22 protein-coding genes are annotated in these 26,435 nt (G+C 61.3%); 19 read left to right on the top strand and 3 right to left on the bottom strand.

The features are described from left to right. Nucleotides 1-54: 54 nt before the first annotated feature. Both ABGT83_RS11565 and ABGT83_RS11570 read left to right on the top strand, forming a co-directional pair. The gene (locus ABGT83_RS11565; RefSeq protein ID WP_103264987.1) at nt 55-1,545 is read left to right on the top strand and encodes a glutamate decarboxylase; all 1,491 of its coding nucleotides are present in this window, start codon (nt 55-57) and stop codon (nt 1,543-1,545) included. 490 nt (nt 1,546-2,035) lie between these two features. Beyond that, nucleotides 2,036-2,893, top strand: a complete 858-nt coding sequence (locus tag ABGT83_RS11570) for a hypothetical protein (RefSeq protein ID WP_346687691.1) — start codon at nt 2,036-2,038, stop codon at nt 2,891-2,893. Between the two features lie 8 nt (nt 2,894-2,901). On the opposite strand, the gene ABGT83_RS11575 is transcribed toward ABGT83_RS11570, so the two are convergent. Beyond that, nucleotides 2,902-3,489 carry a helix-turn-helix domain-containing protein gene (locus tag ABGT83_RS11575; protein WP_346687693.1) on the bottom strand — a complete coding sequence of 196 codons (588 nt, stop codon included), beginning with the start codon at nt 3,487-3,489 and terminating at the stop codon, nt 2,902-2,904. Nucleotides 3,490-3,762: 273 nt separating this feature from the next. On the opposite strand from ABGT83_RS11575, the gene ABGT83_RS11580 reads away from it, so the two are divergent. The 9 genes from ABGT83_RS11580 to ABGT83_RS11620 all read left to right on the top strand — a co-directional run bounded on the left by ABGT83_RS11580 (nt 3,763) and on the right by ABGT83_RS11620 (nt 14,260). Continuing rightward, complete coding sequence (locus tag ABGT83_RS11580) at nt 3,763-4,698, top strand: LysR family transcriptional regulator (RefSeq protein ID WP_346687694.1); 936 nt, start codon at nt 3,763-3,765, stop codon at nt 4,696-4,698. A 22-nt stretch (nt 4,699-4,720) separates the two neighbouring features. Continuing rightward, a complete protein-coding gene (locus ABGT83_RS11585) occupies nt 4,721-4,924 on the top strand; it encodes a 4Fe-4S binding protein (protein ID WP_346687695.1) in 204 nt (67 codons plus the stop codon). 510 nt (nt 4,925-5,434) lie between these two features. After that, entirely contained in the window at nt 5,435-7,771 is a 2,337-nt protein-coding gene (locus tag ABGT83_RS11590) for a molybdopterin-containing oxidoreductase family protein (protein ID WP_346687697.1), read from the top strand. A gap of 2 nt (nt 7,772-7,773) precedes the next feature. Beyond that, nucleotides 7,774-8,379, top strand: a complete 606-nt coding sequence (locus ABGT83_RS11595) for a 4Fe-4S dicluster domain-containing protein (protein ID WP_103264992.1) — start codon at nt 7,774-7,776, stop codon at nt 8,377-8,379. Then, nucleotides 8,358-9,200 carry a dimethyl sulfoxide reductase anchor subunit family protein gene (locus tag ABGT83_RS11600; protein WP_346687699.1) on the top strand — a complete coding sequence of 281 codons (843 nt, stop codon included), beginning with the start codon at nt 8,358-8,360 and terminating at the stop codon, nt 9,198-9,200. The genes ABGT83_RS11595 and ABGT83_RS11600 overlap by 22 nt, the downstream gene beginning before the upstream one ends. Nucleotides 9,201-9,327: 127 nt before the next feature. Next, nucleotides 9,328-10,629 (top strand): MFS transporter, encoded by a 1,302-nt coding sequence (locus ABGT83_RS11605; protein WP_103264994.1) that lies wholly within the window; start codon nt 9,328-9,330, stop codon nt 10,627-10,629. A gap of 283 nt (nt 10,630-10,912) precedes the next feature. Next, complete coding sequence (locus ABGT83_RS11610) at nt 10,913-11,611, top strand: type 1 glutamine amidotransferase domain-containing protein (RefSeq protein ID WP_103264995.1); 699 nt, start codon at nt 10,913-10,915, stop codon at nt 11,609-11,611. 331 nt (nt 11,612-11,942) lie between these two features. Continuing rightward, a complete protein-coding gene (locus ABGT83_RS11615; protein ID WP_103264996.1) occupies nt 11,943-13,193 on the top strand; it encodes an Nramp family divalent metal transporter in 1,251 nt (416 codons plus the stop codon). 236 nt (nt 13,194-13,429) lie between these two features. Next, on the top strand, nt 13,430-14,260 hold the full coding sequence (locus ABGT83_RS11620; protein WP_346687702.1) for a protein-ADP-ribose hydrolase: 831 nt from the start codon (nt 13,430-13,432) through the stop codon (nt 14,258-14,260). A gap of 87 nt (nt 14,261-14,347) precedes the next feature. Here ABGT83_RS11620 and ABGT83_RS11625 read toward each other — a convergent pair whose 3' ends face one another. Both ABGT83_RS11625 and ABGT83_RS11630 read right to left on the bottom strand, forming a co-directional pair. Further along, the gene (locus tag ABGT83_RS11625) at nt 14,348-15,112 is read right to left on the bottom strand and encodes a LamB/YcsF family protein (RefSeq protein ID WP_346687704.1); all 765 of its coding nucleotides are present in this window, start codon (nt 15,110-15,112) and stop codon (nt 14,348-14,350) included. Between the two features lie 75 nt (nt 15,113-15,187). Continuing rightward, nucleotides 15,188-16,189 carry a LysR family transcriptional regulator gene (locus ABGT83_RS11630; protein ID WP_346687706.1) on the bottom strand — a complete coding sequence of 334 codons (1,002 nt, stop codon included), beginning with the start codon at nt 16,187-16,189 and terminating at the stop codon, nt 15,188-15,190. Nucleotides 16,190-16,420: 231 nt separating this feature from the next. Between ABGT83_RS11630 and ABGT83_RS11635 the strand changes: the two genes are divergently transcribed. The 8 genes from ABGT83_RS11635 to ABGT83_RS11670 all read left to right on the top strand — a co-directional run bounded on the left by ABGT83_RS11635 (nt 16,421) and on the right by ABGT83_RS11670 (nt 25,882). Beyond that, a complete protein-coding gene (locus tag ABGT83_RS11635; RefSeq protein ID WP_346687708.1) occupies nt 16,421-17,593 on the top strand; it encodes a CaiB/BaiF CoA transferase family protein in 1,173 nt (390 codons plus the stop codon). A gap of 123 nt (nt 17,594-17,716) precedes the next feature. Beyond that, the gene (locus ABGT83_RS11640; protein WP_187143297.1) at nt 17,717-18,970 is read left to right on the top strand and encodes a 2-hydroxyacyl-CoA dehydratase subunit D; all 1,254 of its coding nucleotides are present in this window, start codon (nt 17,717-17,719) and stop codon (nt 18,968-18,970) included. Nucleotides 18,971-18,973: 3 nt separating this feature from the next. Beyond that, nucleotides 18,974-20,104, top strand: coding sequence for a 2-hydroxyacyl-CoA dehydratase subunit D (locus ABGT83_RS11645; RefSeq protein ID WP_103265000.1), 1,131 nt, complete (start codon nt 18,974-18,976; stop codon nt 20,102-20,104). 142 nt (nt 20,105-20,246) lie between these two features. Next, on the top strand, nt 20,247-21,035 hold the full coding sequence (locus ABGT83_RS11650) for an acyl-CoA dehydratase activase (RefSeq protein ID WP_346687711.1): 789 nt from the start codon (nt 20,247-20,249) through the stop codon (nt 21,033-21,035). A gap of 149 nt (nt 21,036-21,184) precedes the next feature. Next, nucleotides 21,185-21,790, top strand: coding sequence for a hypothetical protein (locus ABGT83_RS11655; protein ID WP_129588482.1), 606 nt, complete (start codon nt 21,185-21,187; stop codon nt 21,788-21,790). A 230-nt stretch (nt 21,791-22,020) separates the two neighbouring features. Next, nucleotides 22,021-23,169, top strand: a complete 1,149-nt coding sequence (locus ABGT83_RS11660) for an acyl-CoA dehydrogenase family protein (protein WP_103265003.1) — start codon at nt 22,021-22,023, stop codon at nt 23,167-23,169. Between the two features lie 146 nt (nt 23,170-23,315). Beyond that, nucleotides 23,316-24,884 carry a class I adenylate-forming enzyme family protein gene (locus ABGT83_RS11665; protein WP_170042450.1) on the top strand — a complete coding sequence of 523 codons (1,569 nt, stop codon included), beginning with the start codon at nt 23,316-23,318 and terminating at the stop codon, nt 24,882-24,884. A gap of 26 nt (nt 24,885-24,910) precedes the next feature. Further along, nucleotides 24,911-25,882 carry an alpha/beta hydrolase gene (locus ABGT83_RS11670; protein ID WP_103265005.1) on the top strand — a complete coding sequence of 324 codons (972 nt, stop codon included), beginning with the start codon at nt 24,911-24,913 and terminating at the stop codon, nt 25,880-25,882. Nucleotides 25,883-26,435: the final 553 nt, after the last annotated feature.

A 26,435-nucleotide genomic window follows, 5' to 3' on the forward strand; every position in this document is an offset into this window, starting at 1 on the left:
CGGTCGGCCGATCTCACCCCGTGTTCTATCACCATATCGATATAGGAGGTTTTCATGGAACAGCAAACGAGCACGAGCAAGGTCCTCGACAGCATGGATGAGGGCACGAAGTACCTGACCCCGATCTTTGGCTCCGAATCGTCCGATGCGTCGATGCCGCGTCTTACGATGAACGATAAGCCGGTCGAGCCGCGCATTGCCTATGAGATGATCAAGGAATACCTGTCCATCGAGGGCAACGCCACGCAGAACCTCACCACGTTCTGCCAGACCTACATGGAGCCCATGGCCACCAAGATCATGGCCGAGACGATGGAGAAGAACGCCATCGACAAGGACGAGTATCCCATGACGGCCGACCTCGAGAACCGCTGCGTTGCCATGATCGGCAACCTGTGGCATGCAAACCAGGACGAGGAGCCCATGGGTACCTCGACCGTCGGCTCGTCCGAGGCTTGCATGCTGGGCGGCCTCGGCATGCTGTTCCGCTGGAAGAAGTTGGCCTCGGCCGCCGGCGTGGACATCTACTCCGAGACTCGTCCGAACCTGGTTATCAGCGCAGGGTACCAGGTATGCTGGGAGAAGTTCTGCCGCTACTGGGATATCGAGATGCGCCTCGTGCCGCTCGAGAAGGATCATCTGTCCCTTAATATGGATACGGTTATGGACTATGTCGACGACTACACCATCGGCATCACGGCCATCCTCGGCATTACCTACACCGGTAAGTTCGACGATGTGCAGAAGCTTGACGAGCTGGTGGAGAAGTACAACGAAGCGCATCCGAAGCTTCCCATCCGCATTCACGTGGACGGCGCGTCGGGCGGCATGTTCGCTCCGTTCGTGGAGCCCGACCTGGTGTGGGACTTCCAGTTGAAGAACGTCTGGTCCATCAACTGCTCCGGCCACAAGTACGGCCTCGTGTACCCCGGCATCGGCTGGGTGGTGTGGCGCAGCAAGGAGGCGCTGCCCGAGGACCTGATCTTCTGGGTGAGCTACCTGGGCGGCGAGGAAGCCACGATGGCCATCAACTTCTCGCGCTCCGCATCGCAGATCGTGGGCCAGTACTACGTGCTCATGCGCAACGGCTTCGAGGGATTCAAGGAGATCCAGGAGCGCACGCTCGACGTGGCGCGCTACCTGGCGTTGGAGCTCGATGAGATGGGCATCTTCGAAATCTACGAGAACGCCAGCCATATTCCTATCGTGTGCTGGGGTCTCAAGGAAGACGCCGGCGTCGAGTGGTCGCTCTACGACCTGTCCGACCGTCTGCGCATGAGCGGCTGGTTGGTGCCTGCCTACCCGATGCCCGCCGACATGCAGGACACGACCGTCCAGCGCGTCGTGGCGCGCGCCGACTTCTCCATGCAGCTGGCCATACGCCTTGTGGAGGACATGAAGAAGGAAATCGATACGCTGAACAAGGCGAAGTTCGTCACCGGCAACACGCAGGGTGTCATCCAGACCGGCTTCAACCACGGCGGTCGCGCGGCAGTCGATAAGGGCGAGAAGGTGCAGACGAAGGCGAAGACTTCGAAGAAGTAGCCGCCTGATCGGGTTTCGCCGTCGACCATTCGGAGGCCTCGAACCTTCGAACATTCGACCATCGAACGCCCCGACTATCCGAACGCCCCGGCCGATCGGCCGGGGCGTTTTTTCGGCTCCTCGCGCGCAACGCATGCAACCATCTCGTTCCGTGCCCCAGCCCGGGATGCCTGCGTTCAGGATTCTCGCCGTTCATGCCTTAAAGTGGCAGAGATTTCGAGGTATGTGATTTTCTTTCAAACGCAAGCTCGCTTGAGAACACATGTAAAATCTCTGACCAGGCAAAATGCTGCCGTCTATTCATGAATACCCAATTTCTGCCTCTGAACAAATCACATACCTCGAAATCTCTGCCAAAAAGTCGTACCATAAGTGCATGGATGTGATTATCGGATACGAATCGGCTTTGCAATACTGGCGAACTGTCGGCCCTCGTTTCCTGCATGGGGCGAAGGAGCGTCGGTCGGCCACTGCGTGCGCACGGAAGGCGATGCGGTCGCAGGAGAAACCGCGCCTTTCCGAAGGCAACCGACGTCCGGCTGGATGCACGCTGCCGGTGCACGCGCTCGTGGGAACGACGTCGGCGCGGGTGCAAACCAAGAGCGTGCTCGGGCACAGATGGGGTTCCCTCCCCGAACAATCGGTAGAGGCCGCCGGCGAAGGGTTCTTCGTCAGCACCCCGGAATTCTGCTATCTGCAGATGGCAAGCAGGCTGAGCCTTGCGCGGCTCATCCAGCTGGGGTGCGAGCTTTGCGGTACGTACGCTCAACAGGATACCGGTCCGGCAGCTCGTCGCGAGGTCGCGTTGACGTCGGTTGATGGGCTTCGAGCTTTCGTCGAAGCCGCATCCCATGCTTACGGGCGCGCGAAGGCTTTGCGAGCGCTTTGCTTTGTGGCGGACGGCGCTGCCTCTCCGATGGAGACCGTACTGATGCTTCTGCTGTGCCTGCCGTATCGGCTGAGCGGGTACGGAATCGAGCAACCGCAGATCAACTACCATGTGACCGTACCGAACCGCCGGCGAAAGCTTGCCGACCGGACATACTGCGAGTGCGATCTCTGCTGGCCCGGGTCGAATCTAGCCGTCGAGTACGATAGCGTTTTGTATCATCTTGACCCCGACCGGCAAGAGAGTGACGCGCGTCGCCGCGGAACGCTCGTCTCGCTGGGATTCACGGTGCTGACCGTCTCGCGTAAGCAGGTTGTGGACGGCGGAGCGTTCAACCGGCTTGCCCATCAAATAGCGAACCTGACGGGCAAGCGGCTGCGCTACGTCGACCCCGGCTTCACCCGAGCCCATCTCGCGCTGCGCGAGGAGTTGTTCCAGGGGATGGGGAGCGGGGAGTAGACTTCCCGTTATCCGAACAATCGATAGGCCAGAAGGCCGAGGGCAGCGCCGATGGCGAGGGCTGCTGCCATCTTGATGCAGCCTTTGACCAGGCGATTCTGACGGGCGCGCTGGCTCTTCGGGTTGTCGCGGTCGATGGACTCGCCCTTCGAGAACGCCACCAGCTCACGATACGTCACCACGTCGTTCTGCTTTTTGAGGCGATCGATCATGATGGCCGCCGCCATGCACACGGCCCACAGCAGCAGCGCGATGATGGTCGTGGGAACCATGTCCCACCCCCAGAAGAACAAGCCCCCGAAGAACATCGCCAGCGCCGTGATCCCGAACCCCATCATCGCCCAGGCGAGTTTGTCCATCTTCTTGTGGTCTTGCTCGATTGCTTCCTTCATGGCTTCCACGTCTCCTTTGATCAGTTCGTCGACTGTTACGTCGAAGAGGACGCTGAGCAGCAGCAGGCTTTCCACGTCGGGGTAGGTCTTGTCGTTCTCCCAACTTGAGACGGTTTGGCGCGAGACGTATATCTTCGTGGCAAGATCGTCTTGTGAGAGTCCGCGTTCCGTCCGATGCCGTTTGATCTGACTGCCGAGCTCCATGCGTTTCCCTTCGCTGATCACAGGTTGCCATGACGCAGGCAAGTTTACCATCAAAAGACCTTGACACGCCTCGCCCTAAGGCGTTTTCCTCGTGACAAATGTGCTTTACAACGCTTTTGAACAGGTGGTATAGTCCCGAACATCTGCGTGAGAACGACAGGACCGTTCTCGATCCGCCCATGCGCTCCTTGTAAACTCGAATATGGTACGATGACGCCGCAGTGCAATGAACGACAGTAGCGCATGGCGGCGGGCATCGCGAAGGGGGTTCTCGTGCGGATCGAATCGCTCATGCTGTTTCTTCGCGTGGTCGAAAGCGGCTCGATCTCTCGTGCGGCGCGCGAATCTTTTATCTCTCAACAAGGCGCAAGCGCCGCTATCAAGGGTTTAGAGCAAGATTTCGGCATCGAGCTGTTCGACCGCGCAAGCAGTCGGCTGCAGCTGACTGCACGGGGAAGGCGTTTCGCCCGTGAAGCCGAGCAGGTGGTTGCGGCATATCGCCGCATGCAGGCCGTAGCAGCACTCGATTCCGATGTGGGGCCGTCCGAGCCGCTGCGCATCGTGACGACGCCGCATGCGCTCCACGTGCTCGCTCCGGTTTTCGATGCGTACCGCCACATCAACGATGGCGAGATCCCGCTCCTGTTCACCGAGGAAAGTTTGTTCGATATCGTGGAAACGTTCCCCGGCCTCATGCCTGACGTTGTGTACGTGATAAACCTTCCCTCGTTCATGCGCGACATCATCGGCAGGATAGGCGCATCGTTCGAACCGGTCGTCGTGTCGGAGCTCATGTTGTGCTGTTCGGCGGACTCTCCGCTGGCCGATCGCAAGCGGATCGATGCACACGAGCTGGCCGGGGTTCCCATCGTATGCTATAACGAAGCGCTTCTCATTCGCCTCGTGAGCCATGTTTTGAAGGATATCGAAGGAGCGGATATTTACGTGCAGACCTCCAATCTGGAGTTGCTTGGCGAGATGATGGAGCGGCAGCACATGGTCAGCTTCACCGATTCCCTGTCGGTTCAATTAAACGGCCTGACGGGCGGCCAGTGCGTCGTGCCCATCGACGGTAGCGTGCGCTTCACGACAGGCATCCTCGGATCGGCCGAAAGCGAGCAGGCGAGGCGTTTCGCGTCGTTTTTCAAACGGTTCTTCCGTACGACGTGTGCAAACTATCTTGATCGTTACCCTATCGAGCCGCAGTAAACGGAAGCGCTGCAAGGAAGCTATGAAGTTCACGCGCTACGAGATAACGCAGCAGCTATGCCGACAATGCGGCTCCTGCGCGCGCGCCTGCCCTCGCAACGCTGTTGCGGAAGGGGAGGACAGGCGCTATCGGATCGATCAGAAGATATGCGACGGCTGCGGCATGTGCCAGGCGGCATGCAAGCTGCGCGCCATATCGAAGCGCAAGGGCCTCTTCTCCTCCTAGACTTCTCCGAAGCTGCGTGCGACGTTGCGAGAGCGCCGCAGCCCGATACGGACAGCCGCCTTCCGTCCGAGTATTCCGCCGCCACGAACTATGCTTCACTTCGAGTGCAAGAGCGGCTTGCCTGCGCTTCACTCGGAAGGCCGGCACGTCTGCGCTTCGCGCACAGGAGCGCACAACCTTTCTTTGTGGGCGCATCGGGTTTTTCTGTTTGCCAACGGCATTTCCAGCCTGCACAATCGAAATTGAACAACGGGGAGTTTGTCGCACATGCATAGATCGATTGTGTTCGAAGCGCATCGAGCGCGCTTCGAGGGGTAGGCGCTCGGCCGGCACGTGAATTTTGCCGCGCGGTTATCAGGTCGCCCTAGCGGCGGGCGCCTACCGCCGCATGCATCGCCAGGGCGGGGTAAAACCACCGTGCTGGCAGCATGGGTCAAAACCGCGTCATACACAGCTCGCAGGAGAAAGGGGGATCGCAGGCGATCGTTCAAACGCGAGAAAGGAGACGGTATGGCATCGATCATCCCTCTGCCCGACGGGGGAAAGATAGTGAAGACGAACTGCTTCGAATGCCACGCGAAATGCGGAGTGCTGTGCGAGGTTGACAAGGATGGCACTCTCGTGAACGTGAAGGGCAATCCTGAAGACCCGCGCAGTGAAGGCAGGATGTGCGGCAAAGGGCTTTCGGCGCGTGCGATCCTCTACGATCCCGATAGACTCAGATATCCGCTGCGGCGCAAAGGCGAGCGCGGTGCCGGCGACTGGGAGCAGATCACCTGGGACGAAGCGATCGAATGGCTGGCCGGACGCGTCGAGGAAATCACCGCAGAACACGGCGCCGAATCCATCGCCTACGGACAGGGTACCGGGCGCGGCACGAACCAGTGGACCGGTCGCGCCGGCAACGCGGGCGGGCGCGTGCACCATAGCCTTTCGCCCGGCAACATCTGCCTCGTGCCCATGATGGTGCAGGCGCTATTGCAGTTCGGCATGTTCCCCACCTTCGATGGCTGCGACTTCGACAACGCCGACTGCATCGTGTTCTGGGGTTCGAACTCGGTATGGACCGAGCCCACCTACACGTCGGGGCAGATAGGGCGCAGCCGCGACCGCGGTGCAAAGCTCATCGTCATCGACCCGTTCTTCGAGCATCCGCTGGCTGCGAAGGCCGACTGTTTCCTGGGCGTTCGCCCCGGCTCCGATACGTACGTGGCCTACGCGTGGCTCAACGTCATCATGAACGAAGGGCTTTACGACCGCGCGTTCACGCAGAAGCACACCAACGCGCCGATGCTCATCATCGAAGGAGCCGATGTGCCGTTGAACGAAGCGTTGCTGCGCGAGGGCGGCAACCCGCAGGCCATGCTCGTGTGGGATAGGAAAACGCAGTCCATGGTGGAGATCCACAGCAAAGACATCGACGAGGACATCGAATACCGGGGCATGGTGAAGACGGTCGACGGCCAAGAGGTGCCCGTGAAGACCGTCTGGCTGGGCTTGAAGGAGCGCGCAGACCAGTGGACGCCCGAAGCCGCCGAGGAGAAGTGCTGGGTCAAAGCCGATGTCATTCGGGAATCCGCGCGCATGTACGCCCAGGCGCCGGCCGCCACCATCAATGTGTTTCAGGGCCTTGAGGAGCAGACGAACTGCAAGGACACGTTGCAGCTGGTGAATTGCATCATCGCTATCTGCGGCAACCTGGAGAAGAAGGGCGGCAATCTGAGCATGCCCTTCTGGAACCAGATGGGCCCGCTGACTGGCGCCGAGCCGGCTACCCAACGCGAGCTTCGCGTGGTGGACGAGCGTGCGAGCGGATCCATTTACGGGATATCGAATCCCACGTGCCTGTTCGAGGCTATGCGCACGGGGAAACCTTACCCGCTCAAAGGCTACATCATGGTGCAGGGCAACCCGCTTTCGTGGGCGGAGAACACAGCACTCGTGAAAGAATCGCTCATGTGCCTGGATCTGCTCGTGTGCATGGACTACTACATGTCGCCTACCTGCGAGATCGCCGATCTCGTGCTGCCGTCAACCCATTGGACGGAACGCGACTACCTGGCTGACGAGGTGTGCAGCGAGTGGGTATTCGCTCAGCAGAAGGCCGTAGAGCCTCTCTACGAGCGCAAGAGCGACGTATGGTTCTGGCGCACATTCGGACACCGCCTCAACCCTGAGTGGTGGCCGTGGGAGACGGACGAGGAGCTGTTCAACTGGCAGCTCGAGCAAACGCATGCCGGCGTTACTTGGGACGAACTCAAGGAGGCGTGGATTCATCGCGTTCCGCAGATGCCTTCGCGCGAGTACGAGCAGAACGGCTTCGGCACGCCTACCGGGCGCGCGGAGCTCTATTCGGTCATCTGCCTCGTTTCGGGATCGAAGCCCTTCCCCGAGGCCAGCGAACCGAAGGAAAGCGTGTTCTCGGCACCTGAGCTTGCGGCGGAGTACCCGCTCACGGGTGTCACTGGGCGCCGCTATCCCATCTACTACCATTCGGCGTATCGCGGCATCCCGCATCTGCGTGAGATCGTGCCTGAGCCCCAGGTGGTGTTCCATACCTCCCTTGCCGAGGAGCTGGGCATCGAGCGAGGCGAATGGGTGTGGATCGAATCGCCGACAGGCCGCATCACCATGAAGGCGCGTCCGAGCGACGGGATCGATCCGCGCGTGTGCGTCATCCCGCACGGGTGGTGGCAAGCGTGTCCGGCTCTCGATTTGCCGGGCTATCCCGACGGCATGTCCAACGCGAACACCATCACGAGTGATCGGGTGTACAACGACGAGTACCTCACGCCGGGCTTGCGCAGCACGCTGTGCCGCATTGTGAAGAAGAAGGCGGGTGAGTAGCCATGGCTGAAGCGAAGCGTCGGTACGGCATGGTGATCGACCTTGATAAATGCACAGGTTGCCAGGCATGTGCCGTGGCGTGCAAGATGGAGAACAACGTGGATCTGGGCGTGTTCTGGAATCGCGTGTACCGCATGGGTCCCGTGGGGGCGTATCCCGATGCGGTCGAGATGTTCTACTTCCCCAACCAATGCATGCATTGCGAGCATCCCAGCTGCGTCGAGGTGTGTCCCACCAAAGCGACCTATCAGACCGACGAAGGCGTGGTGTTGGTCGATGCCAACCTGTGCTTCGGGTGCCAGTACTGCATCTGGGCGTGCCCGTATGAGGCGCGCACGCTGAACCCGAAGACGAAGACGGTGGAGAAGTGCATCCTGTGCGTGCACAAGCTCGAGCGGGGGGAGCAGCCCGCTTGCGCCTATACCTGTACGACAGGGTGCCGCACCGTAGGCGATCTCGACGATCCCGAAAGCGCCATATCGAAGGTGCTCGAGGCGAACGCCGATCGCGTGTACCGGGTGCATCCCGAATTTGGCAACAACCCGTCGGTCGTGTACCTCGTGCCTCGGAAAGGAGCTGAGACCCTATGCAAATCCATTGGCCATTAGTCATTTCAACTGCATGTCAACGCGTGGGTCTGGGCATGTTCGCCTGCGCGTTTCTGGCGAACCTTGCGCTCGGTACGGTGCTGCCCCTCAACGTCGTAGCGCTTGCGACCTTGACGTTGCTGGCCGTGGGCGGCATCGCCTCGATCTTTCACCTGCAAACCCCCGCGCGCTTCTTCAACGCGTTCTCGAACTTCGGATCCCATCTTACGCAGGAGGCTCTTATCACGCCGTTTTTGGGCATCGCTCTATTAGCGTGCGGTCTGAACGGGTTTGTATACGACATGGGACCTGCGACCATCGTCGTCGAAACGGCAGCCTGTATTCTGGCGGCGGCGTTTCTCGCATGCACGGGACTCGCCTATCAGATGCGCTCGCGTCCGGCGTGGAACACCGGGTTCGTGCTGGGGCTGTTCTTGCTGACAGCTGCCGAAGCGGGCTCGATCGCCGTCTGTGCCGTGTGCGCACTGATTGGCGCCGTCGTGCCCACGGGGCTTGCCGTGGCGACGGGCGTGCTCTTCGTCGCCTGCGTCGTCGTTCAGTGCGCCTATCTGGCTCGCATGCGCCACGTGGGCTACGGCGTTGACGTTCGCGTGAACGAGGAGCCGTACAAGACCGTCTTCTACCTCTGGTTGGCTGTAGGCGTCGCGTGTACCGGCGCGGGCTTGGCGGCCGGCTTGGCCGTGGCGAGCAGCGAGCTGCTGCTTGCGGCGGCGGTTGCCTCGGCGCTCGGCATCGTGGCATGGACGGTGCTGTTCTTCAAGGGAGCATGCAAAGTGAAGATGTTCCCTATGTATCCGGTCGACTTGAACCTGGACATGTAATCGCATTCGCCCGCGCGTCTCAGACGGCGCGCGGGCGCTCAGGTGCGCGAACGCTTGCGCGGCGTGCACGATCGGGCTTCGCGCATGGGCGACGTATGCGGCACCCGAACCCGAAAAGGGGGAGATAATGAAACAATCGTTCATTGGCTGGCGCATCGTGGTAGCGACCGCTCTACTGTACGCCCTGCTCGGCAACTTCGGGCTGGCGGCGGCACAGCTGGCGATACCCGCGATGGCGCTCGACCCCACCGTGTCCATGAATCGTAGCATGATCGGACTCGGCTTCACAGTGTTCATTCTCATGCAGGGCCTTCCCGGGCCTCTTATCGGCAAGTTCATCGCCAAGTATGGCGCGCGCAAAGCTTTTGCGGCAAGCGCGCTGCTCATTATCGTGACGGGCATTCTCATGGGGCTGTTCGCCGGTGTCAGCACCGTGGCCTACGTGGTGCTGTTCGGCCTGCTGCTAAGCTTTTCGTGCACGTTGGGCGGACAGATTGCAACGCAGACCACCGTCGGCAGCTGGTTCGTGCAAAAGCGCGGGCTTGCCATGGCCGTGACGATGGGAGTCGGCGGCTTGGTTGCGTTCTCGTTCCCGCTTATCACGAACTTCGCGATGGGCGAAGGAGGAGATTGGCACCGCGGCTTCTATCTCATCTCCGTCATGGCCGCCATCGCGCTGGTCATCGCCCTGCTGTTTATGAAGGACAAGCCCGAGGACGTCGGGCAGCTGCCGGACGGCATCGCTGCGGCACCTGCCGGCGCCGCGGGCGCGGTTCCGACGGAAGACACCGCGCAAGTGGGAGAGCCGGCGAAGGCGATCTCCACGGTGTACAAGACGACCGTTTCCCGGACGAGCAAGGAGGCGTTCCGCACCCCTGCGTTCTGGCTCATCTGGCTCGGTTCGTTCAGCATCTTCGTAGGGTTGAACCTGGCCGTTTCCTCGGGCGTGCTGTACTTCGCACAGCTCGGCATGGACACCGGCGTCATCGCGGGGGCGGTGGCCGTGCAGGGCATCGCCGCCGTGGCGGTGAACCTGGTGATCGCGCCTCTGGCCGACCGCATCGAACCCGTGCGCATCCTGGGTATCTGCGCGTTTTTGACTGCCATCGGCGCGGCGCTGGCGTTTGTGTGCGCGCCGGGCAGCGTGGTCATTCTATACGCTTACTATATTCTGCTCGGCATCGGGTTCGGCGGTAATACGAGCGTCATGCCCACGGCCTTCGCCAACTACTTCGGCATCGAGCATTTCCCGAAGATCATGGGCAACGTGCTGTTGCTGTTGTCGGTGTTCTCGGCATTGGTGCCGGTCATTGCCGGTGTGGTGTTCGACATGACGGGAACCTACGTGGTCATGTTCCTCGCGGTGGCGGTCGTCTGCGCCGTGGGCGGTGTGGCAAACCTGCTCGTGCGCTTCCCGAAGAAGTCGTAGCACGAGGTCGCCGTGCCGGCTTCGGCATGTTTTCGCCGTTTTCGGGCGTCTCCGGCATCTGCGTCGGGGATGCCCTGCCGGTCGCTTCCTTGCTGCAGGTTCTCGGAACGCGAAGAGCAAATGATTTTCCGAGAGGGCTGAAAAGGTTTCGGGCTTTCCCGCCGTTCGATCATCTTGCAGAATTCTTCATTGCTGCGGGCCGGTAACGCTCGCCACGTGGTCGGTCCGACCATGAGCGTTCGGCGTACGATCAAGCTTTCAACGCGAAGCGAAGGAACGCCCGATGAAGAAGATCCTCATAGCCCTTACTAACACGCCCACCTACGGCGAGCGCAATGACGCGACCGGCCTGTGGTTGGGCGAGGCGGCGGAGTTCGTGGACGAGGTGGCGCAGTGCTGCTTCGAGGTGGACTACGTGAGTCCTAAAGGCGGCTATGTGCCGCTCGACCCGCGCAGCATGAAGAAAGCCTATGCCGATCGCGCCACGTTCGCCCTCTACCGCTCCGAGGACTTCCAGACACGCGCTCTTGCACGCTCGCTTAGTCCCGACGAAACGAACCCTCACGACTATGCCGCGCTGTACTACACGGGCGGTCACGGCGTGATGTGGGACTTCCCCGGCAGCGAAGGGCTTGCTCGCCTCGGCCTGTCCATTTACGACCAAGGCGGCTATCTGGCCTCGGTGTGCCATGGCATCGCGGGGCTTTTGTATCTGCGGGTGAACGGGGAGTACGTGGTGGCCGGCAAGAACATCACGGGCTTCACCACTGCGGAAGAGCGTCTGAGCGGCAAGAGCGGCGAGATCCCCTTCTGGAACGAGAAGGTGGCCAAGGCCCACCGTGCGATCTTCCATAAGAAGCGCCCCTTCTCGTCCTATGCCGTACAGGATGGGCGCCTCATCACCGGGCAGAATCCCGAATCGCCGCGCGCGGTGGCGAGACTATTGCTCGCGGCCCTTTTGCAGGAGCCTCGGCGTTCATAGTAATACCTGCGACAACTTTTCTTGGCCGTCGTTCTTGGCGAGGCATGCCGGCGCGAGGGCGTGCTCGAGGATAAAGCCGTCGAGGGCGCCTCTGGAGCTGCGGGCCGCACGCGCCCGTTCGGAACGTGTCGTCCGACGCCGACCGCCGCCGACCGGCGGAGAGCCCGTCGCTCTTCCGTATACGTAGACCGGGCGTTCTGCTAAAGTAGACGAATGTGCGCGGCGCATTGCGCCGAGGTCGTTATCGGCACGTTCGCAACAAAGACGAAACGTGCAATGGGGATGATGAAGCGACAGGAAGTTCGTCTCGTAAGAACGGAAAGGAGAGGGCATGAGCAGTTCATTGGGTCAGAAGTTCAGGAACATCGGTCCCGGCGCCCTCGTGGCGGCGGGCTTCATCGGCCCCGGCACCGTCACGACGTGTACGGTATCGGGTGCGAGCTACGGCTACACGATGCTGTGGGCACTGCTGTTCGCCACCGCGGCCACCATCATCTTCCAGGAGATGGCTTCGCGCGTCGGCATCGTCTCTGGCAAGGGGTTGGGTGAAAACATCCGCGACCGCATTCCGAACAAGGCTCTTATGTGGATTGCGATCGTAATTGTTATCATCGCCATCTTCGTGGGCAACATCGCATACGAGACAGGGAACATCACGGGCGGCATCCTGGGCATCCAAGCGGTTCTGCCCGATGTGCCGATGATCCCCATCGCCATCGTGCTGGGCATTCTGGCATTCATCGCCATGTGGATCGGCTCGTACAAGGTGGTCGAGGTCGTTCTTACGGCCATTGTCGTGTTCATGGGCGTGGTGTTTTTGGTGACGGCGTTCGCGTCGAACCCCGACTGGGGCGCCATCGTGGCCGGGCTGTTCGTTCCGACGCTTCCCGAGGAAGGTTCGAAGGGCATCCTGACCGCCGTAGGTCTTATCGGCACCACCATTGTGCCGTATAACCTGTTCCTCCATGCTTCTGGCGCCTCCGAGCGCTTCAAGGACCCGGAGCAGGTGTCCGACGCGCGTTTCGATACCATCCTTAGCATCGGCCTGGGCGGCATCATCTCCATGGCCATTCTCATCTGCGCCGCCGCCAACATCTTCGGCACCGAGACCGTGGTGACGAACGGCAAGGATATGGCGCTCGCGCTCCAGCCGCTGCTGGGTTCATGGGCTACATGGATGATCGGCCTCGGTTTGCTGGCCGCCGGCTTCTCGAGCGCCATCACGGCGTCGTTCTCGGCCGCGTACGCTGTCAACGGCGTGCTGGGTTGGAAGAAGACGACGAAGGACCTGCGCTTCAAAAGCATCTGGATTATCGTGCTCGTGGCCGGCTGCGTTATGGCCGTCGCGTTAGGCAAAAGCCCGACCGAGCTCATTTTGGTGGCGCAGGCTGCAAACGCCATTCTGCTGCCCATCATGGCGTTCTTCGTCCTCTACTGCGCGAACGGCAAGGACCTCGGCAAATGGCGCAACCACATCTTCGCGAACTGCGCGGGCGTGGTGATCATCGTCATCACGCTGTTCATGTGCTACCGCAACATGTCAAGCTTCCTCACGTCGCTTCAGGCGCTTATCGGCGGGTGAACCGCGTCGCCCTGCACTTGCGCTGAACCTGCGCCCGTCGGACTCCGGCGGGCGCTTTTGTTTACAATGGCCGAGCGTTCGGCGAACCAGCGGCGCTTTGTTCGAGGGGCGAAATATGGAAGCCGCGCTTTGATCGTGTCATCCAGGCGTTGGATTGACGTCGGGGGGGGGGAACGGATGACAGACCTTATCGGATGGCGTAGGATGCGGAGGAAGAACGACGAAGGGAGCGCAGGATGGAGCGAAAGCGCGCAAGCGATACGGGTGAAATGCCTACGCAAGACGAGCTGCAGGCGGCGCTCGGGAGACTCGTGGCCTATCTGGGAACGGAACGTCCCGAATTCGCAGGGCTTGCGGTGCCTGAGGATCCCGACGAGCGCTGGACGTTGGCGCGGGCTCTCATGAACATGCGGCCCCCGCTGCCCGTGCCCGACGCGGTACTGGCTGACCAGGATGCCGTGCTGCGCGCCCGCGTCGCGCAGGCGGGAGCGACGGACGCGCGCGATCTGCCGACCGTCTTCGACGATGGCCGCATCGCGCTGTGGCGCGGCGACATCACCACGCTCAAGGCGGATGCCATCGTGAACGCGGCCAACTCGAAGCTGCTTGGCTGTTTCATTCCCGGGCATCATTGCATCGACAACGCCATCCATTCGTTCGCCGGCATCCAGCTGCGCCTCGCCTGCGATGACCTCATGCGCGCGCAAGGTTATGATGAGCCGGTTGGCCGAGCCAAAACCACACCCGCCTTCAATCTGCCTGCGAGCTTCATCGTGCATACGGTGGGCCCGAACGTGTCGAGCGGCGTTCCGACCGCCGCCCAGGATGAACAGCTGGCCTCGTGCTATCGCGCCTGCTTGAACACGGCCGCCGATGCGGGGTGCACGTCGCTTGCATTCTGCTGCATATCCACCGGCGAGTTCCGCTTCCCGCGCGAACGGGCCGCCCGCATTGCCGTGGACGAGGCACGCGCATGGCTGGCGTGCGACGTGCGCATCGAGCGCATCGTGTTCGACGTGTTCGACGAAGAGGATTTTGAGATATACGATCGTCTCTTGAAGGCTTGACCGAAGAATGCGCTGCCTGCGTCGGGCGCGCTTTTCTCAGGTGCTGCACGCACTGCCGGCCAGCTGCGATGGTTCGGGCTCGCGCTCCTACGGCCGGCCGACGGGCTTGATGGCGATGCCGTCTTCCTCGAGCGACTGGCGAATGCGGCTGACGAACGCAAGCGCCTGGGCGTTGTCGCCGTGCACGCAGATGGTGTCGGGATGCAGGTCGATGAGCTTGCCCGTGACGGACAGGATGGCGCCGTCGCGGATGGCGTGCTTCACGCGCTCGATAGCCTCCACCTCGTCGCGGATGAGCGCGGCGGGATCGTTGCGACCGACCAGCCTTCCCTCGTCGGTGTAGTTGCGGTCGGTGAAGAACTCCTCGGCCACGACAAGGCCCGCCTTGCGCCCCTCGTCCACGAGCGCGCTGTTCGCCAGGCCCACGAGAACGAGGTTCGGATCGACGTCGCAGACAGCTTGCGCGAGCGCTGCGGCCAGCTCCGGGTCGATGGCCGCATGGTTGTACAGCTGGCCGTGTGGCTTCACGTGCGCGAGGCGCACGCCCTGCGCGGAGCAGAACGCCTGCAGCGCGCCGATCTGATATAGCATGTAGGAGTACGCTTCGTCGGGAGAGAGGTTCATGTCGCGCCGGCCAAAGCCTTGCAGGTCGGGATAGCCGGGATGCGCGCCGATGGCGATGTCGGCCTCGGCCGCCATGCGCACCGTGTCGCGCATGACCATCGGGTCGCCCGCATGCTGCCCGCACGCGATGTTCGCACTTGAGACGAGCGGGATGATCTGGTCGTCAAGTCCGAGCGTGTAGCGGCCGAAGCTCTCTCCAAGATCGCTGTTCAAGTCTATGCGGTACATGGCGCCACCCTTCTTTTGCGTCGCGGTCGGCTCCTATTGTAGTGCAACAACCGATCCGCTCGCACCCCCGCGCATTCACGGTCGCGCGGTTTTCGTCTGCTCGGCATTTTTCAGTTTTTCGGCGCGGCTGCGGTTGATCCGCTCCGCCGTCTCAAGAAAGGCAGCGAGGGCCGGGCCGTGGTCTTCGTCGCGCACGATCATCGTGATGGTTATGTAGAGCGTCCGCTTGCGGCCGAACGGGCGTACCGGCTTGTATGTATCGAACAGGTAGCCGTCGATGGCGGTGAAGTCCTTGTGGTGCGACAGGTCGAAGAAGATGATGCCGTCGCCGTGGTCGCGCGTCCAGAAGTCGTGGTAGTTCTGCACGGTCTCGTATTCTATCTGAGGCAAGAACCCCTCTTGCATGCAAAGCGCGCGGAAGTCGTCGATGAAGCTTTCGTAATGGTTGCTGGCGATGGCGCAGAAGCGTTGGTCGGCGAAGTCACCGAGCGTGAGCGATCCCATGTCGAGCAGCGGGGAGTTTTTCGGCACGCCGAGGCGGAACTCGCCGGCGTAGTCGACGAGCAGCAGCGAGCAGTAGCCGGAATGCACGGCAAGCTCGGGCTGGTCGAACGGCGTTTCGGCGATGTTGAACGTAAATCCCACGTCGATATCGCCGTCGAGCAGCGCTGCGAGCGACGATTGGTGCGTCTTGCATTTGCGCACATCGAAGGTCACGCTGGGATAGCGCCGTTGCACTACTTCTTTCACCTTGCGCGATTCTTCGCTTATGAAATCGAAGAAGGTGAGGTCTTGTATCCTCACAAGCTCGGGGACGTGATTCTTGAGCGCCGCAAGTCTGAGCTCCATCGTCTCGGTGCGTGAGAGCGTCTTGCTCGCATAGTCCATGAGAATGCGGCCCGCTTCGGTGAGGATGAGAGGCTGCTCATCGAAGAACAGCTTGTGACCGAGCGATTTCTCCAAAGCGGATATGTGCTTGGAAAGCGTCGGTTGGGATAGGTAGAGCTTCTTTGCGGCTGCCGTGTAGCTGCCGAGCTGGGCGATGGTGATGAACTCTCGAAGCGTTTCGATGTGCAAATCAGCTGCACCCCCTCGATGCAAAGATCGTGCCGTCGTCCTGCGTTCCTCCTGTGGAGCGGCCTATTCCACTATAGAACATCATCATTCCAAATTCATCAGGTTTGCTTCCGAATCGCTATTTTCCCTATGCCGTCTCGATTCCGTACGATTGCAGGCGTCGGAGGTGCGACGGTGGCGCGACGCGCATGCGGACGCGGCACATGATGCCAAACGGAAAGGAGCATCAGTATGAAACCTTTGGAAGGCGTAACGGTTATCGAGTTGAGTTCGTACTTCGCGGTGCCGGGAGCCGGGCGCATGCTGGCGTCGCAAGGCGCGCGCGTGATCAAGGTAGAGCCGCCGCGCGGCGACATCCAGCGCTATTTCGCTATGGCGTTCAACGTTCCCTGCAAGCCTGACGAGAACCCCCTGTTCGACACCATCAACGGAGGCAAAGAGTTCGTGAGCCTGGATCTCAAGGATCCGGCTGACATGGAGAAGCTGCACAAGATGATCGCACAGGCCGACGTGTTCCTGACCAACAACCGCACCAAGGCGCTGCAGAAGATGGGCCTGGACTACGATTCTCTTAAGGACAAGTATCCCCGTCTCGTCATGGCCACGCTGTCCGGTTACGGCGAGAAGGGCGCGCTCAAGGACGCTCCGGGCTTCGATCTGGTGGCCATGTTCCAGGAAACCGGCTTTTCCCGCGATCTGATGGTTGCCACCGATCACACCACCTATCCGGCGAACTCCGCCTACGGCTTCGGCGACATCGCCGCGGGCAGTATCCTGGCAGGTGCCGTCGGCACGGCGCTGTACCGCCGCGAAAAGACCGGCAAGGGCGACCATGTAACCTCGTCTCTGTACGGCACCGGCGTGTGGTTGACATCCGTCCTCACCCAACTCAGCCAGTTCGGCTATCCCTACCCGCTCGACCGCGGTTTCAGTGCTCCCACCGGCATCCCCTATCAAACGCGCGACGGCGAGTGGATCGGCATCACCATCAACGAGCCCGAACGGTACTGGGAGCCGCTATGTCGAGCCCTCGGCTCCGATAAGCTGCTCTCCAATCCGGACTACGGCAACCGCAACAAGTGGGTTACCAGCTACGAGCTGTGCAGCGAGACGATCAAGCTGCTGGAGGAAGCCTTCATGCAGCATGACTGCGACGAGATACTGGAGAAGCTCCGCGCTGCCGACATCGTGTGCACCAAGCTCGTGCACTTCAAGGCCAACGTGACGAACCCGCAGGCTTTGGAGAACAGCTTCGTCGCCCCTATCACCTACCCCAACGGCGACACCACCGCGCTCGGACAGCCGCCCGTCCGCTTCACCGACATGGACGATCCGAAAGCCGAGCAGGGCAAGGCCGTCGGAGCCGACAACGCCAAGGTATTCGCCGACTTCGGCATCGCGTAGCCGCCGGGGCGTTTCCCGTGCTGCTCCCGCAAATGGGGCGGTAGGGACGCTCAAAGATGAAGGCCGCGGCGCAGCGCGCTCATGCGCGGCCGCCTGCCGCGGTCGACCGACAAGGGGGTCATTATGTCAGAAGAAAAAACTCCTGCCGCCGCCGGGCAGACTCCGCCGAAACATGTTCCCGCGGTGCTCGTTCTCGGCCAGCTTGCGGAGAAGATGTACCAAGACGCCTACGAGGCCAAGGAGCGGGGAGAGAAGATAGGCTGGTGCTCGTCCAACTTCCCGCCCGAGATAGCCGAGACGTTAGGACTGCATGTAGTCTATCCCGAAAGCCAGGCGGCCGCCATCTCGGCGAAGGGCGGCAGCCTGCCCTTGCTGGAGTACGCCGAAGGAGAGCTGGGTTTTTCCAACGACCTGTGCGCCTATGCGCGCATCAACCTAGCTTATGCCAATGTTGCCGCGTGTCCCAACGGCGAGCGCGACATGCCGCTTCCCGACTTCGTGCTGGGCGCCACGAGCATCTGCGAGACGATGATGCCGTGGTACGAGGACCTCGCCTACTTCCTGGACATCCCGATGGTGTTCATCGATATTCCGTTCAACGACGGCTACGATGTTGACGAGAAGCGCATTACATACCTGAAAGGCCAGTTCGAGCACGCCGTCAAACAGCTTGAGGAAATCACCGGCAAAACGTGGGACGAAGATCGTTTCCAGGAGGTGTGCGACGTCTCCGTCGCCTCGTCCAAGGCATGGTTGGAGGCCACCTCCTACGTGCAGTACGATCCCTCGCCGATGAACGGCTTCGACCTGTTCAACCATATGGCCGTCGCCACGACCGCGCGTCCGAAGAAGGAAGCCCTCGCCGCGTTCAATTACCTCATCGACGAATGCAAAACGTTCGTCAAAATCAACAAGTCAACGTTCAAGCCCGACGAGAAGCATCGCATCCTCTACGAGGGCATCGCGGTGTGGCCCTATCTCAAGGCCACGGCGGGCCCGCTCATCATGCAGGGCGTCAACGTGACGGGCTGCGTCTACTGCCCGGCCTTCTCCGGCGTCTACGACGACATGGACGGTCTGATGAAGGCGATGACCGATGTGCCGAACTGCCAGAATCTCGAACGCGCTACCGAAGCGCGCAAGAAGTTGTGCAAGGACGGCAAGTGTGAGGGCGCGCTCGTCCACATCAACCGCTCCTGCAAGATGTGGTCGGGCTTCATGCCCGAAATGGGACGCCGCATTGCGCGCGATCTGGATATCCCGGTGGTGCTGTTCGACGGCGACCAGTCCGACCCACGCAACTTCAGCGAGGCGCAGTATCAGACGCGCCTGCAGGGCCTCATCGAGGTCATGGACAACAACAAGAAGGGGGAATAAGCCATGGCAGGCGTCAAGGAGTTGCTGGCGACGTTCGCCGAGGTCGCCCAGAACCCATCCGCCCAGGCGGACGCGTACATCGCGCAAGGCCGTCGCATTATCGGCGTGGGGCCCTACTACGTGCCCGAGGAGCTTGTGGACGCGGGCGGCGGCGTGCCGTTTGGCGTGTGGGGCATGGTGGGTCCGGCCGTCGAGGCCAAGAAGTACTTCCCGCCGTTCTACTGCTCCATCTGCCAGATGACGCTGGAGATGGGCCTGACCGGTAAGCTCGACAGGCTCTCTGGCATGATGATTACCGGCCTGTGCGACAACCTGCGCCCGTTCTCGCAGAACTGGAGCGCCGGCGTGGGCTCGAAGATTCCGATGATCTTCGTATCCCAGCCCCAGAATCGCTTCATCCCTGCCGGACGCGACTATGCGGTGGATTCCTACACCGAGGTTAAGCGCGGTGTGGAGGAATGCCTTGGCACTATTCTCGACGACGAGGCGATCACGGCTTCCATCAAGCTGTACAACGAATGGCGCGCCGCGATGCGCGCGTTCGTGAAGCTTGCCGGCCAGCATCCGTCCGAAGTTTCCGTCATCGATCGCGCGCAGGTGATCAATGCGGGCTACTATCTGCGCAAGGCCGACCACCTGCCCCTCGTCAAGCAGCTGAATGCCGCACTTGCCGCGTTGCCGTCGAGCCTCGAGGGCTACCATCCGGTCGTTCTTTCCGGTATTTACGAAGACATTCCCGCTATCGGCGAGATCCTGCAGGAGAACAAGTACGCCATCGTGGCGGATGATCTGGCCAAGGAGTCCCGCGCTTTCGCAATGCAGGTGCCCGAGGAGGGCGACCCCATCGAGGCGCTTGCCGATGGCTGGTGCGCCCTTCGGAATGACTCGGTACTCTACGATCCGCACAAAGATCATTGCCGTAGCGTTCCAGCGCTCGCCAAGGAGAGCGGCGCGCGAGGCGTGGTGCTCCTGCTCGCGAAGTTCTGCGATCCCGAGGAGTATGACGAGCCCATCACCAAGCGCGAGTGCATGGAAGCCGGCGTGCCTATCGTGGCGATCGAGATCGACCAGTCCACCGAAACCTATGGGCAGGCGCGCACGCAGCTTGAAACGTTCGTCGAGCTCATCGGGTAGGTTTGAGGGGTTCTTCCGCCGTTTCGGCAGCGGGAGAACCCGGAACGGCAGGCGGCTCCCGGGCGCGGGAGATGCCCGCCGCGCGGGGGATCGACCGCCCTGCCGCTTGCAACGATCGCACTGTTCCAAAGGAGGATTCGCCATGACCGAGACGTGGTGCATGGGCGTGGATGCGGGTTCGACCGCGTCGAAATGCGTGGTCGTCGATGCAAACGGCGACATCGCCGCCACGGGGCTGTACGGTGCCGGGGCGGGCACGGTGGGACCGCAGCGTGCCGTGGAATCCGCCTTGTCCGCGCTGGGCATCGCGACCGATGACATCGCATACATGTGCGCGACCGGGTACGGCCGTCACGTGCTCGAGGGCTCCGATATGCAGGTGTCCGAGCTGTCCTGCCATGCGAAAGGCGCCGCCAAGCTGTTTCCCGGCGCCCGCACCATCGTCGATATCGGTGGCCAGGACGCCAAGGTTCTCTGCGTGGGCGAGAACGGTGCGCTCGAGAACTTCGTGATGAACGACAAATGCGCTGCGGGCACGGGGAGATTTCTCGATGTGATGGCCTCCATCTTCGAATGCACGGTGTCCGATCTTTCCGCGTACGACGCGCAAGCGAACGAAGTGCTTCCCATCTCGTCCACTTGTACGGTGTTCGCCGAGTCGGAGGTCATCTCAAAGCTTGCGCAGGGCCTACCCATCCCGGATATCGTCGCCGGCATTCATGCGTCGGTCGTCGAACGCACCTACGGGCTCATGCGCCGTGCGGGCATTCGACCGCTCGTCGCCATGACCGGCGGCGTCGCTCTCAACAAGGGCCTGCGCAACCGCCTTGCCGAACGCGCAGGGCATCAGATCGTCACCTCGCCGCTCGCCCAGTTCAACGGGGCGTTCGGAGCGGCGCTCTACGCTCGCGAGAACCTCGTGCGAGCTTGAAAGACGCGGATAGCCTGCGGCGGGCCCGTGCCTCGCCCGTTGCGGGTTCCGACGGGAGAAGCGGCCACTCAGCAAAGGGGCAGGCCGTAAACGTTCACGTACTTCGCGTGCAGGCGGGAGCTTTCCGCGAAGGCGACAAGGAGGAAACCATGGCAGAAGAAAAAACAGAAGGAACGTTAGGGCAGTTGCTCATTTTGGCCACGATTCTGGGCATTGCCCTGCCGCTTTGCAACGCCGTCGCGGTGTTGCTGGGGTTGGCGGGCGAGAATCCGATGATGACGTTGTGGCCGGGGTATTTGCCTCTGCTGTTGTTCATGATCGGCCAGGAGCGCACGTTCCGCGACTTCCTCAACATCGTGGCAAGCGGCCTGGTGGGCATCGTGACGGCTGTCGTCAGCCTCCTGCTCATTCACGTCTGCGCGGGCTCGATGCCGGAGTTGGCCGCGATGTTCATCGGCACGTTCGCGTGCATCTTCGTATTCTCCATCTTCAAAGAAATTCTGCCCACGTTCTTCAACAACTACGGCTTTTTGTACTTCCTCGTCTCGTCCACCATCCTTGCGTCCAATTTCGATTTCAGCTTGGCGCTGACCTGGGGCGCTTCGACCATTATCACTACGGCGGTGTATACGACGGTTACGTTCGGAGCCATCGCGCTCATTCTCAAGGTCAAGGCCATGGCCATGATGATGAAGAAGAAGGAGGACCTGACCGAAAGCGAGCTGCAGGTTGTTTTGGAGGCCGCCGGCCAATAGGCCGCTGGCCAGAAGTCCGTTAATCAGGAAGCAGCTGGCCAGGTGATGGCTGGCCAGGAGGCCGCTTCGTTCCATTCTGAGATTGCACGCGGCCGCCCCGACCGATCGATGCGCGAGACGGGGCGGCTCGAAAGCGGCGAAAACCGCCGTGCGAGCGTCATCCGGTACACAGCGATGCGAAACATCGCCTATCTGCCCGTAGCATGCGGGCACAACCAAGGAGGTTTCTTATGGATTTCGGTCTGACTGACGAGCAGAGCCTGCTCATCGAAAGCGTGCGCGAGATGATGGCGCGCGGCAATTACGAGTCCTATTTCCGGGAGTGCGACGACGAAGGCGTCCTGCCCCAGAAGGCCATCGACGATGCGGTGGAACTGGGCTTCGCCGCTCTCGGCGTTCCTGAGGAACTGGGCGGCACGCCCTGCGACGATATCACGAAGTTCCTCGTGGCCGAGGAGGCCATCGCGCTCGGCTGGCCGTCGTTGTGCTGGGTGAACCAGTCCCTCGAGGTCGACGACATTCTGTCGTTCGGCACGCCCGAGCAGCAGAAGATCATTTGCGAACTGGGGCTCAAGGGCGTCAAGCCCTTCACGCTCGGCTTCTCCGAACCCCAGGCCGGATCCGACAGCTATGCCGCCACCACCACGGTCAACGAGCGCGATGGCAAGCTGTACCTCAACGGCTGCAAAACGTTCAACACCGGCGCGAACTGCTCGCCCTACATGCTGTGCATCGTTCGCGACTTCAAGAACGAGAACCCCACGCGCGACTTCTCCATGTACCTGATGCGTATGGACTCGCCCGGGGTGAAGATGTCGCAGCTGAGCAAGATCGGCAACAACATGATGCACACCTACGAGGTGTACATGGAGGACGTCGAAGTGACTCCTGACGACCTGGTGGGAAAGCCGGGCATGGGTTTCATCCAGCTCATGAAGAACTACGATGTGGAACGTCTCATGAGCTGCGTGTACAACATCGGCATGGCCCGTTGCGCCTACGATCATGCCGCCAGGCACGCCGCCACGCGCGTCCAGTTTGGCCAGACCATCGGCACCTTCCAGCTCATTCAGGAGAAGATCACCGACATGGCCATAAAGATCGAGAACATGCAGAACATGTGCTACAAGGCGTTGTGGAAGCGCATGAACGGCCAGCCCATCAATATCGACGCGTCGCTTGCCAAGCGCTACACCGGGCAGGCCGCCTTCCAGGTCATCGACGACGCGATGCAGGTCATGGGAGGTATCGGCTACTGCGACGACTGCGTCGTGTCGCGTTTGTGGCGCGACCAGCGCGTCTATCGCATCATGGCCGGCACGGAGGAGATCATGGTGCACACGGCCGGCCGTGCGCTCATCAAGGCGGCGGGCAAGTAAGCGGCATGCCGCATCATGCGCCGACTATCCGGTCGCGCATGCGGGATGCGCGCAAGCTGCGGGCATCCCGCTGCGGGCCGTCGGAATTGTATCGAAAGGAAACGCGCGCTCTCTGGCTCAAGCGCAGGCCGTGGAAGGGACGTATCATGTTGAACGATGCCGTGAAGGGCTTTCTGTACCGTATTCTGAGGACCCCGAGCCGCGAGGCGGTTTTCGATCGTGCGACCGGAAAGCGATACGCTTATTTTGAGCTGGGATGCCGGGGCGCGAGACTCGCGAAATATCTGACCGACGACCTGGGCTTGCAGCAAGGCGAGGTCATCGCGCTTTCCGCAGAGAACAATATTGCCTTCATCGACGCCTTCTACGCGAGCCTCATGACGGGCGTCATCATCACCACCTACAACGGGCGATTGCGCGCCGACGACCTCGCACCGCTCATTGCGCGGGAGCGCCCGCGCGTCGTCTTCGTATCCGAAGGGCATCGTCAGAAGATCGAGGAGTCCTGCCGCCTTGCGGACGCGTCATGCGTGCTGGTGTCCCTCGACGGGGAGGACGGTTCCCTTCCTTGCTACTCCGACATCATGGCGGGCGAAATCGGCGCGTGCAGCCTTCCCTCGCTCGACGGCTTTGCCGATTTCGACATCGAAGAGACCCAGCTGCTCGTGCACACCGGCGGCACGACCGGTCTGCCGAAATCGGCCAAGATAAGCTTCCGCGCCGTCCTGTACAACGCGCTGTCCGAGATTCTGACGGTAGGCTTGACGCAACGCGACTGCGGGATAACGTTCCTCCCGTTCTTCCATACCGTCGGCTGGAACGTGACGACGCTGCCGTCGCTTCTAGTGGGTGCACGCATCGTGCTCACCGATTCGCTCGATCCTGGCGTGCTGCTTGAACTCATCGCAAGCGAGCGGCCCACGACCGGTCTGGCGCTCGAGGCGGTGTTTCGCCGCATGGCGGAGCATCCTGCTTTCGCGTCCACGGACTTTTCGTCGTATCGGCTGCTTGCGAACGGGGCGGGACCCATCAGCACCTCGACCATGGAGCTGTATTGGAGACGCGGCGTGAAGCTGATCAACGCCTATGGCATGACCGAGACGGGGCCGAACAATTGTTTCTATCCCGACAGCGACGAATCGCTTGAAAGCATAATGCAGCATAGCGATACCGTGGGGAAGCCTATGTGCTTCACCGAACTCAAGATAGTCGACGAAGAGGGCCGCGAGGTGCCGACAGGGACCGACGGAGAGCTGCTGTGGCGCGGTCCGGTCACGTTCTCCGGCTATTGGAATGACCGCGCCTCCACCGCCGGCATCATGGCGGAGGGCGGCTGGGTTCGCTCGGGCGATATCGGGCACCTCGATCGCATGGGATACGTGCATTTGCAGGGGCGGCTCAAGAATATGATCGTAACCAACGGCGAGAACGTGTTTCCCATCGAGATAGAGAACACGCTGAAAGACTGTCCGGGCGTAGAAGAATGCTGCGTGATAGGCGTGCCCGACGCCGAGCGCGGCGAAGTTGCCAAAGCGCTCGTGCACATGGAGGAGGGAGCGGCGTTCGACCGCGACGCGCTCGAACGGTTTGTGCGAGGCAAGCTGAGCTCCATCAAGGTGCCGCACTACTTCGTGGAGGTGGACGACTTCTTCAAGCGTGGCTTGAAGGTTGATCTTGGCGCGATCAAAGAGCGCTATGGGCATGCGGGCGAGTGAAGGCATGTCGGAAGGGAAGATGTCGCATGAACGAGGAGTTTACGATCGAGCATGAGGGAATGGCGTTGTTCTGCAAGCGGTTTGCACCCGACGAGAAGCCCGATGCGCCAAAGCGGGGCCATGCGTCGAGGCTTCCCGATACCGAAAGGCTGTCCAACGCATCGGAGTTGGCTGCCGAGGGCGAATGCCGAGCGAAAGGCGCCGAAGGAAAGGAAGAAGCGGTGCAAAGGAGGCCGCCGATCCTCATGCTGCACGGCGGTTTGGTGGACTGCGATTTCTTCGATGACGCCGCAGCGGTTCTTTCGCGCCTGTTCGACGTGGTGACGTTCGACCGGCGCGGTTATGGCAGAAGCGATGATCCTCCATCCGGCGAGTATTCCCTTGAAGTGCAGGCGGAAGATGCGTACGCGGTGGCGCTGGCGTGCTTCGACGGTCCGTTCATGCTGCTCACTCATTCGGTGGGAGCATCGATCGGCTTAGAGCTCATTGCGCGCCATCCCGAAGCGGTGCAACAGGCCCTCTGCTATGAGCCGCCGGTGCCCAAATGCTTGCCGCCCGGTTCTCCATTGTCTGCTCGCATTGCGAAAGCGTGGGCGAAAACGTGTAGCGGCGTCCCGATCGGATCCATCGGAGATGGGTTTCTGTTCGGGCTAGCACCGAAAGACAATGAACGCGCCTACGAACCGAGTGTGGGCGAGCGTGCTCGTTCTGCGCGCAACACTGCCTGCAGCGCTGCGCATGAAGGGGATATATTCACGCAGTTCCAACCGGACTATGAAGCGCTTACGCGAGTCCCATTGGTTGTCGGCTTGGGCGAGATGGACCGTCACGAACCCGTCGGTGCCATCGTAGAAGCGTTCGCGCAGCGAGCGAACGCGCCCCTGGTGCATTTTCCCGGCGCCCACAATTGCCCCGCCGATCTTCCGTACGATTTTGCCTGCATGGCTGCTGGCATTCTCTTGGCAGGTCGGCCCTTGAGCTCCGACCTGCGATGTTGAGACTGGCTCGTTAACGTTCGCCGGTGAGGGCGCGCATCTGTATCCCTCGTCAGGTGCAAGTCGCCGCACGACTCGTGCATGCCGCGTCCCCCGTGCTCCGCATTTTGCGTATTGGCTCGGGACGTCTTCCGGTTTGGACTCGTAGTTTTGCACGGAGCGTCACGAACATGGCAGAGAATCAGAGGTATGTGATTTTTTCTGTGCACTATTCGATGGCTAGAAAATTGTGAACTGGGATTATGGTGGAATCCAGCCACGTTTTTGTAAAAAGCTCCTCCGGAAAAGTCACATACCTCTGATTCTCTGCCAAAAACGCCTCATTCGGATGCTTCAGCTTCCGCGTATGCCTCGCTCGTGACGTTTTCGTGTCTCGCGTACCGCACTCCGTGCGCCGTCCGCATCCTGCGTTTCATCCACGGGTGCCACCAGCTTCGCGCTTTCTGCCTCCGCGCGTCTCCTGCATTCCGCATCCTGCATCTCGCGCGCCGTCTGCATCCCGCATCTCGCGCGCCGTCTGCATCCCGCGAAGCACAGGCAGCGTGCGGGACGGTAT

Source organism: Enteroscipio rubneri (assembly GCF_963929405.1).
GTDB lineage: Bacteria > Actinomycetota > Coriobacteriia > Coriobacteriales > Eggerthellaceae > Enteroscipio > Enteroscipio rubneri.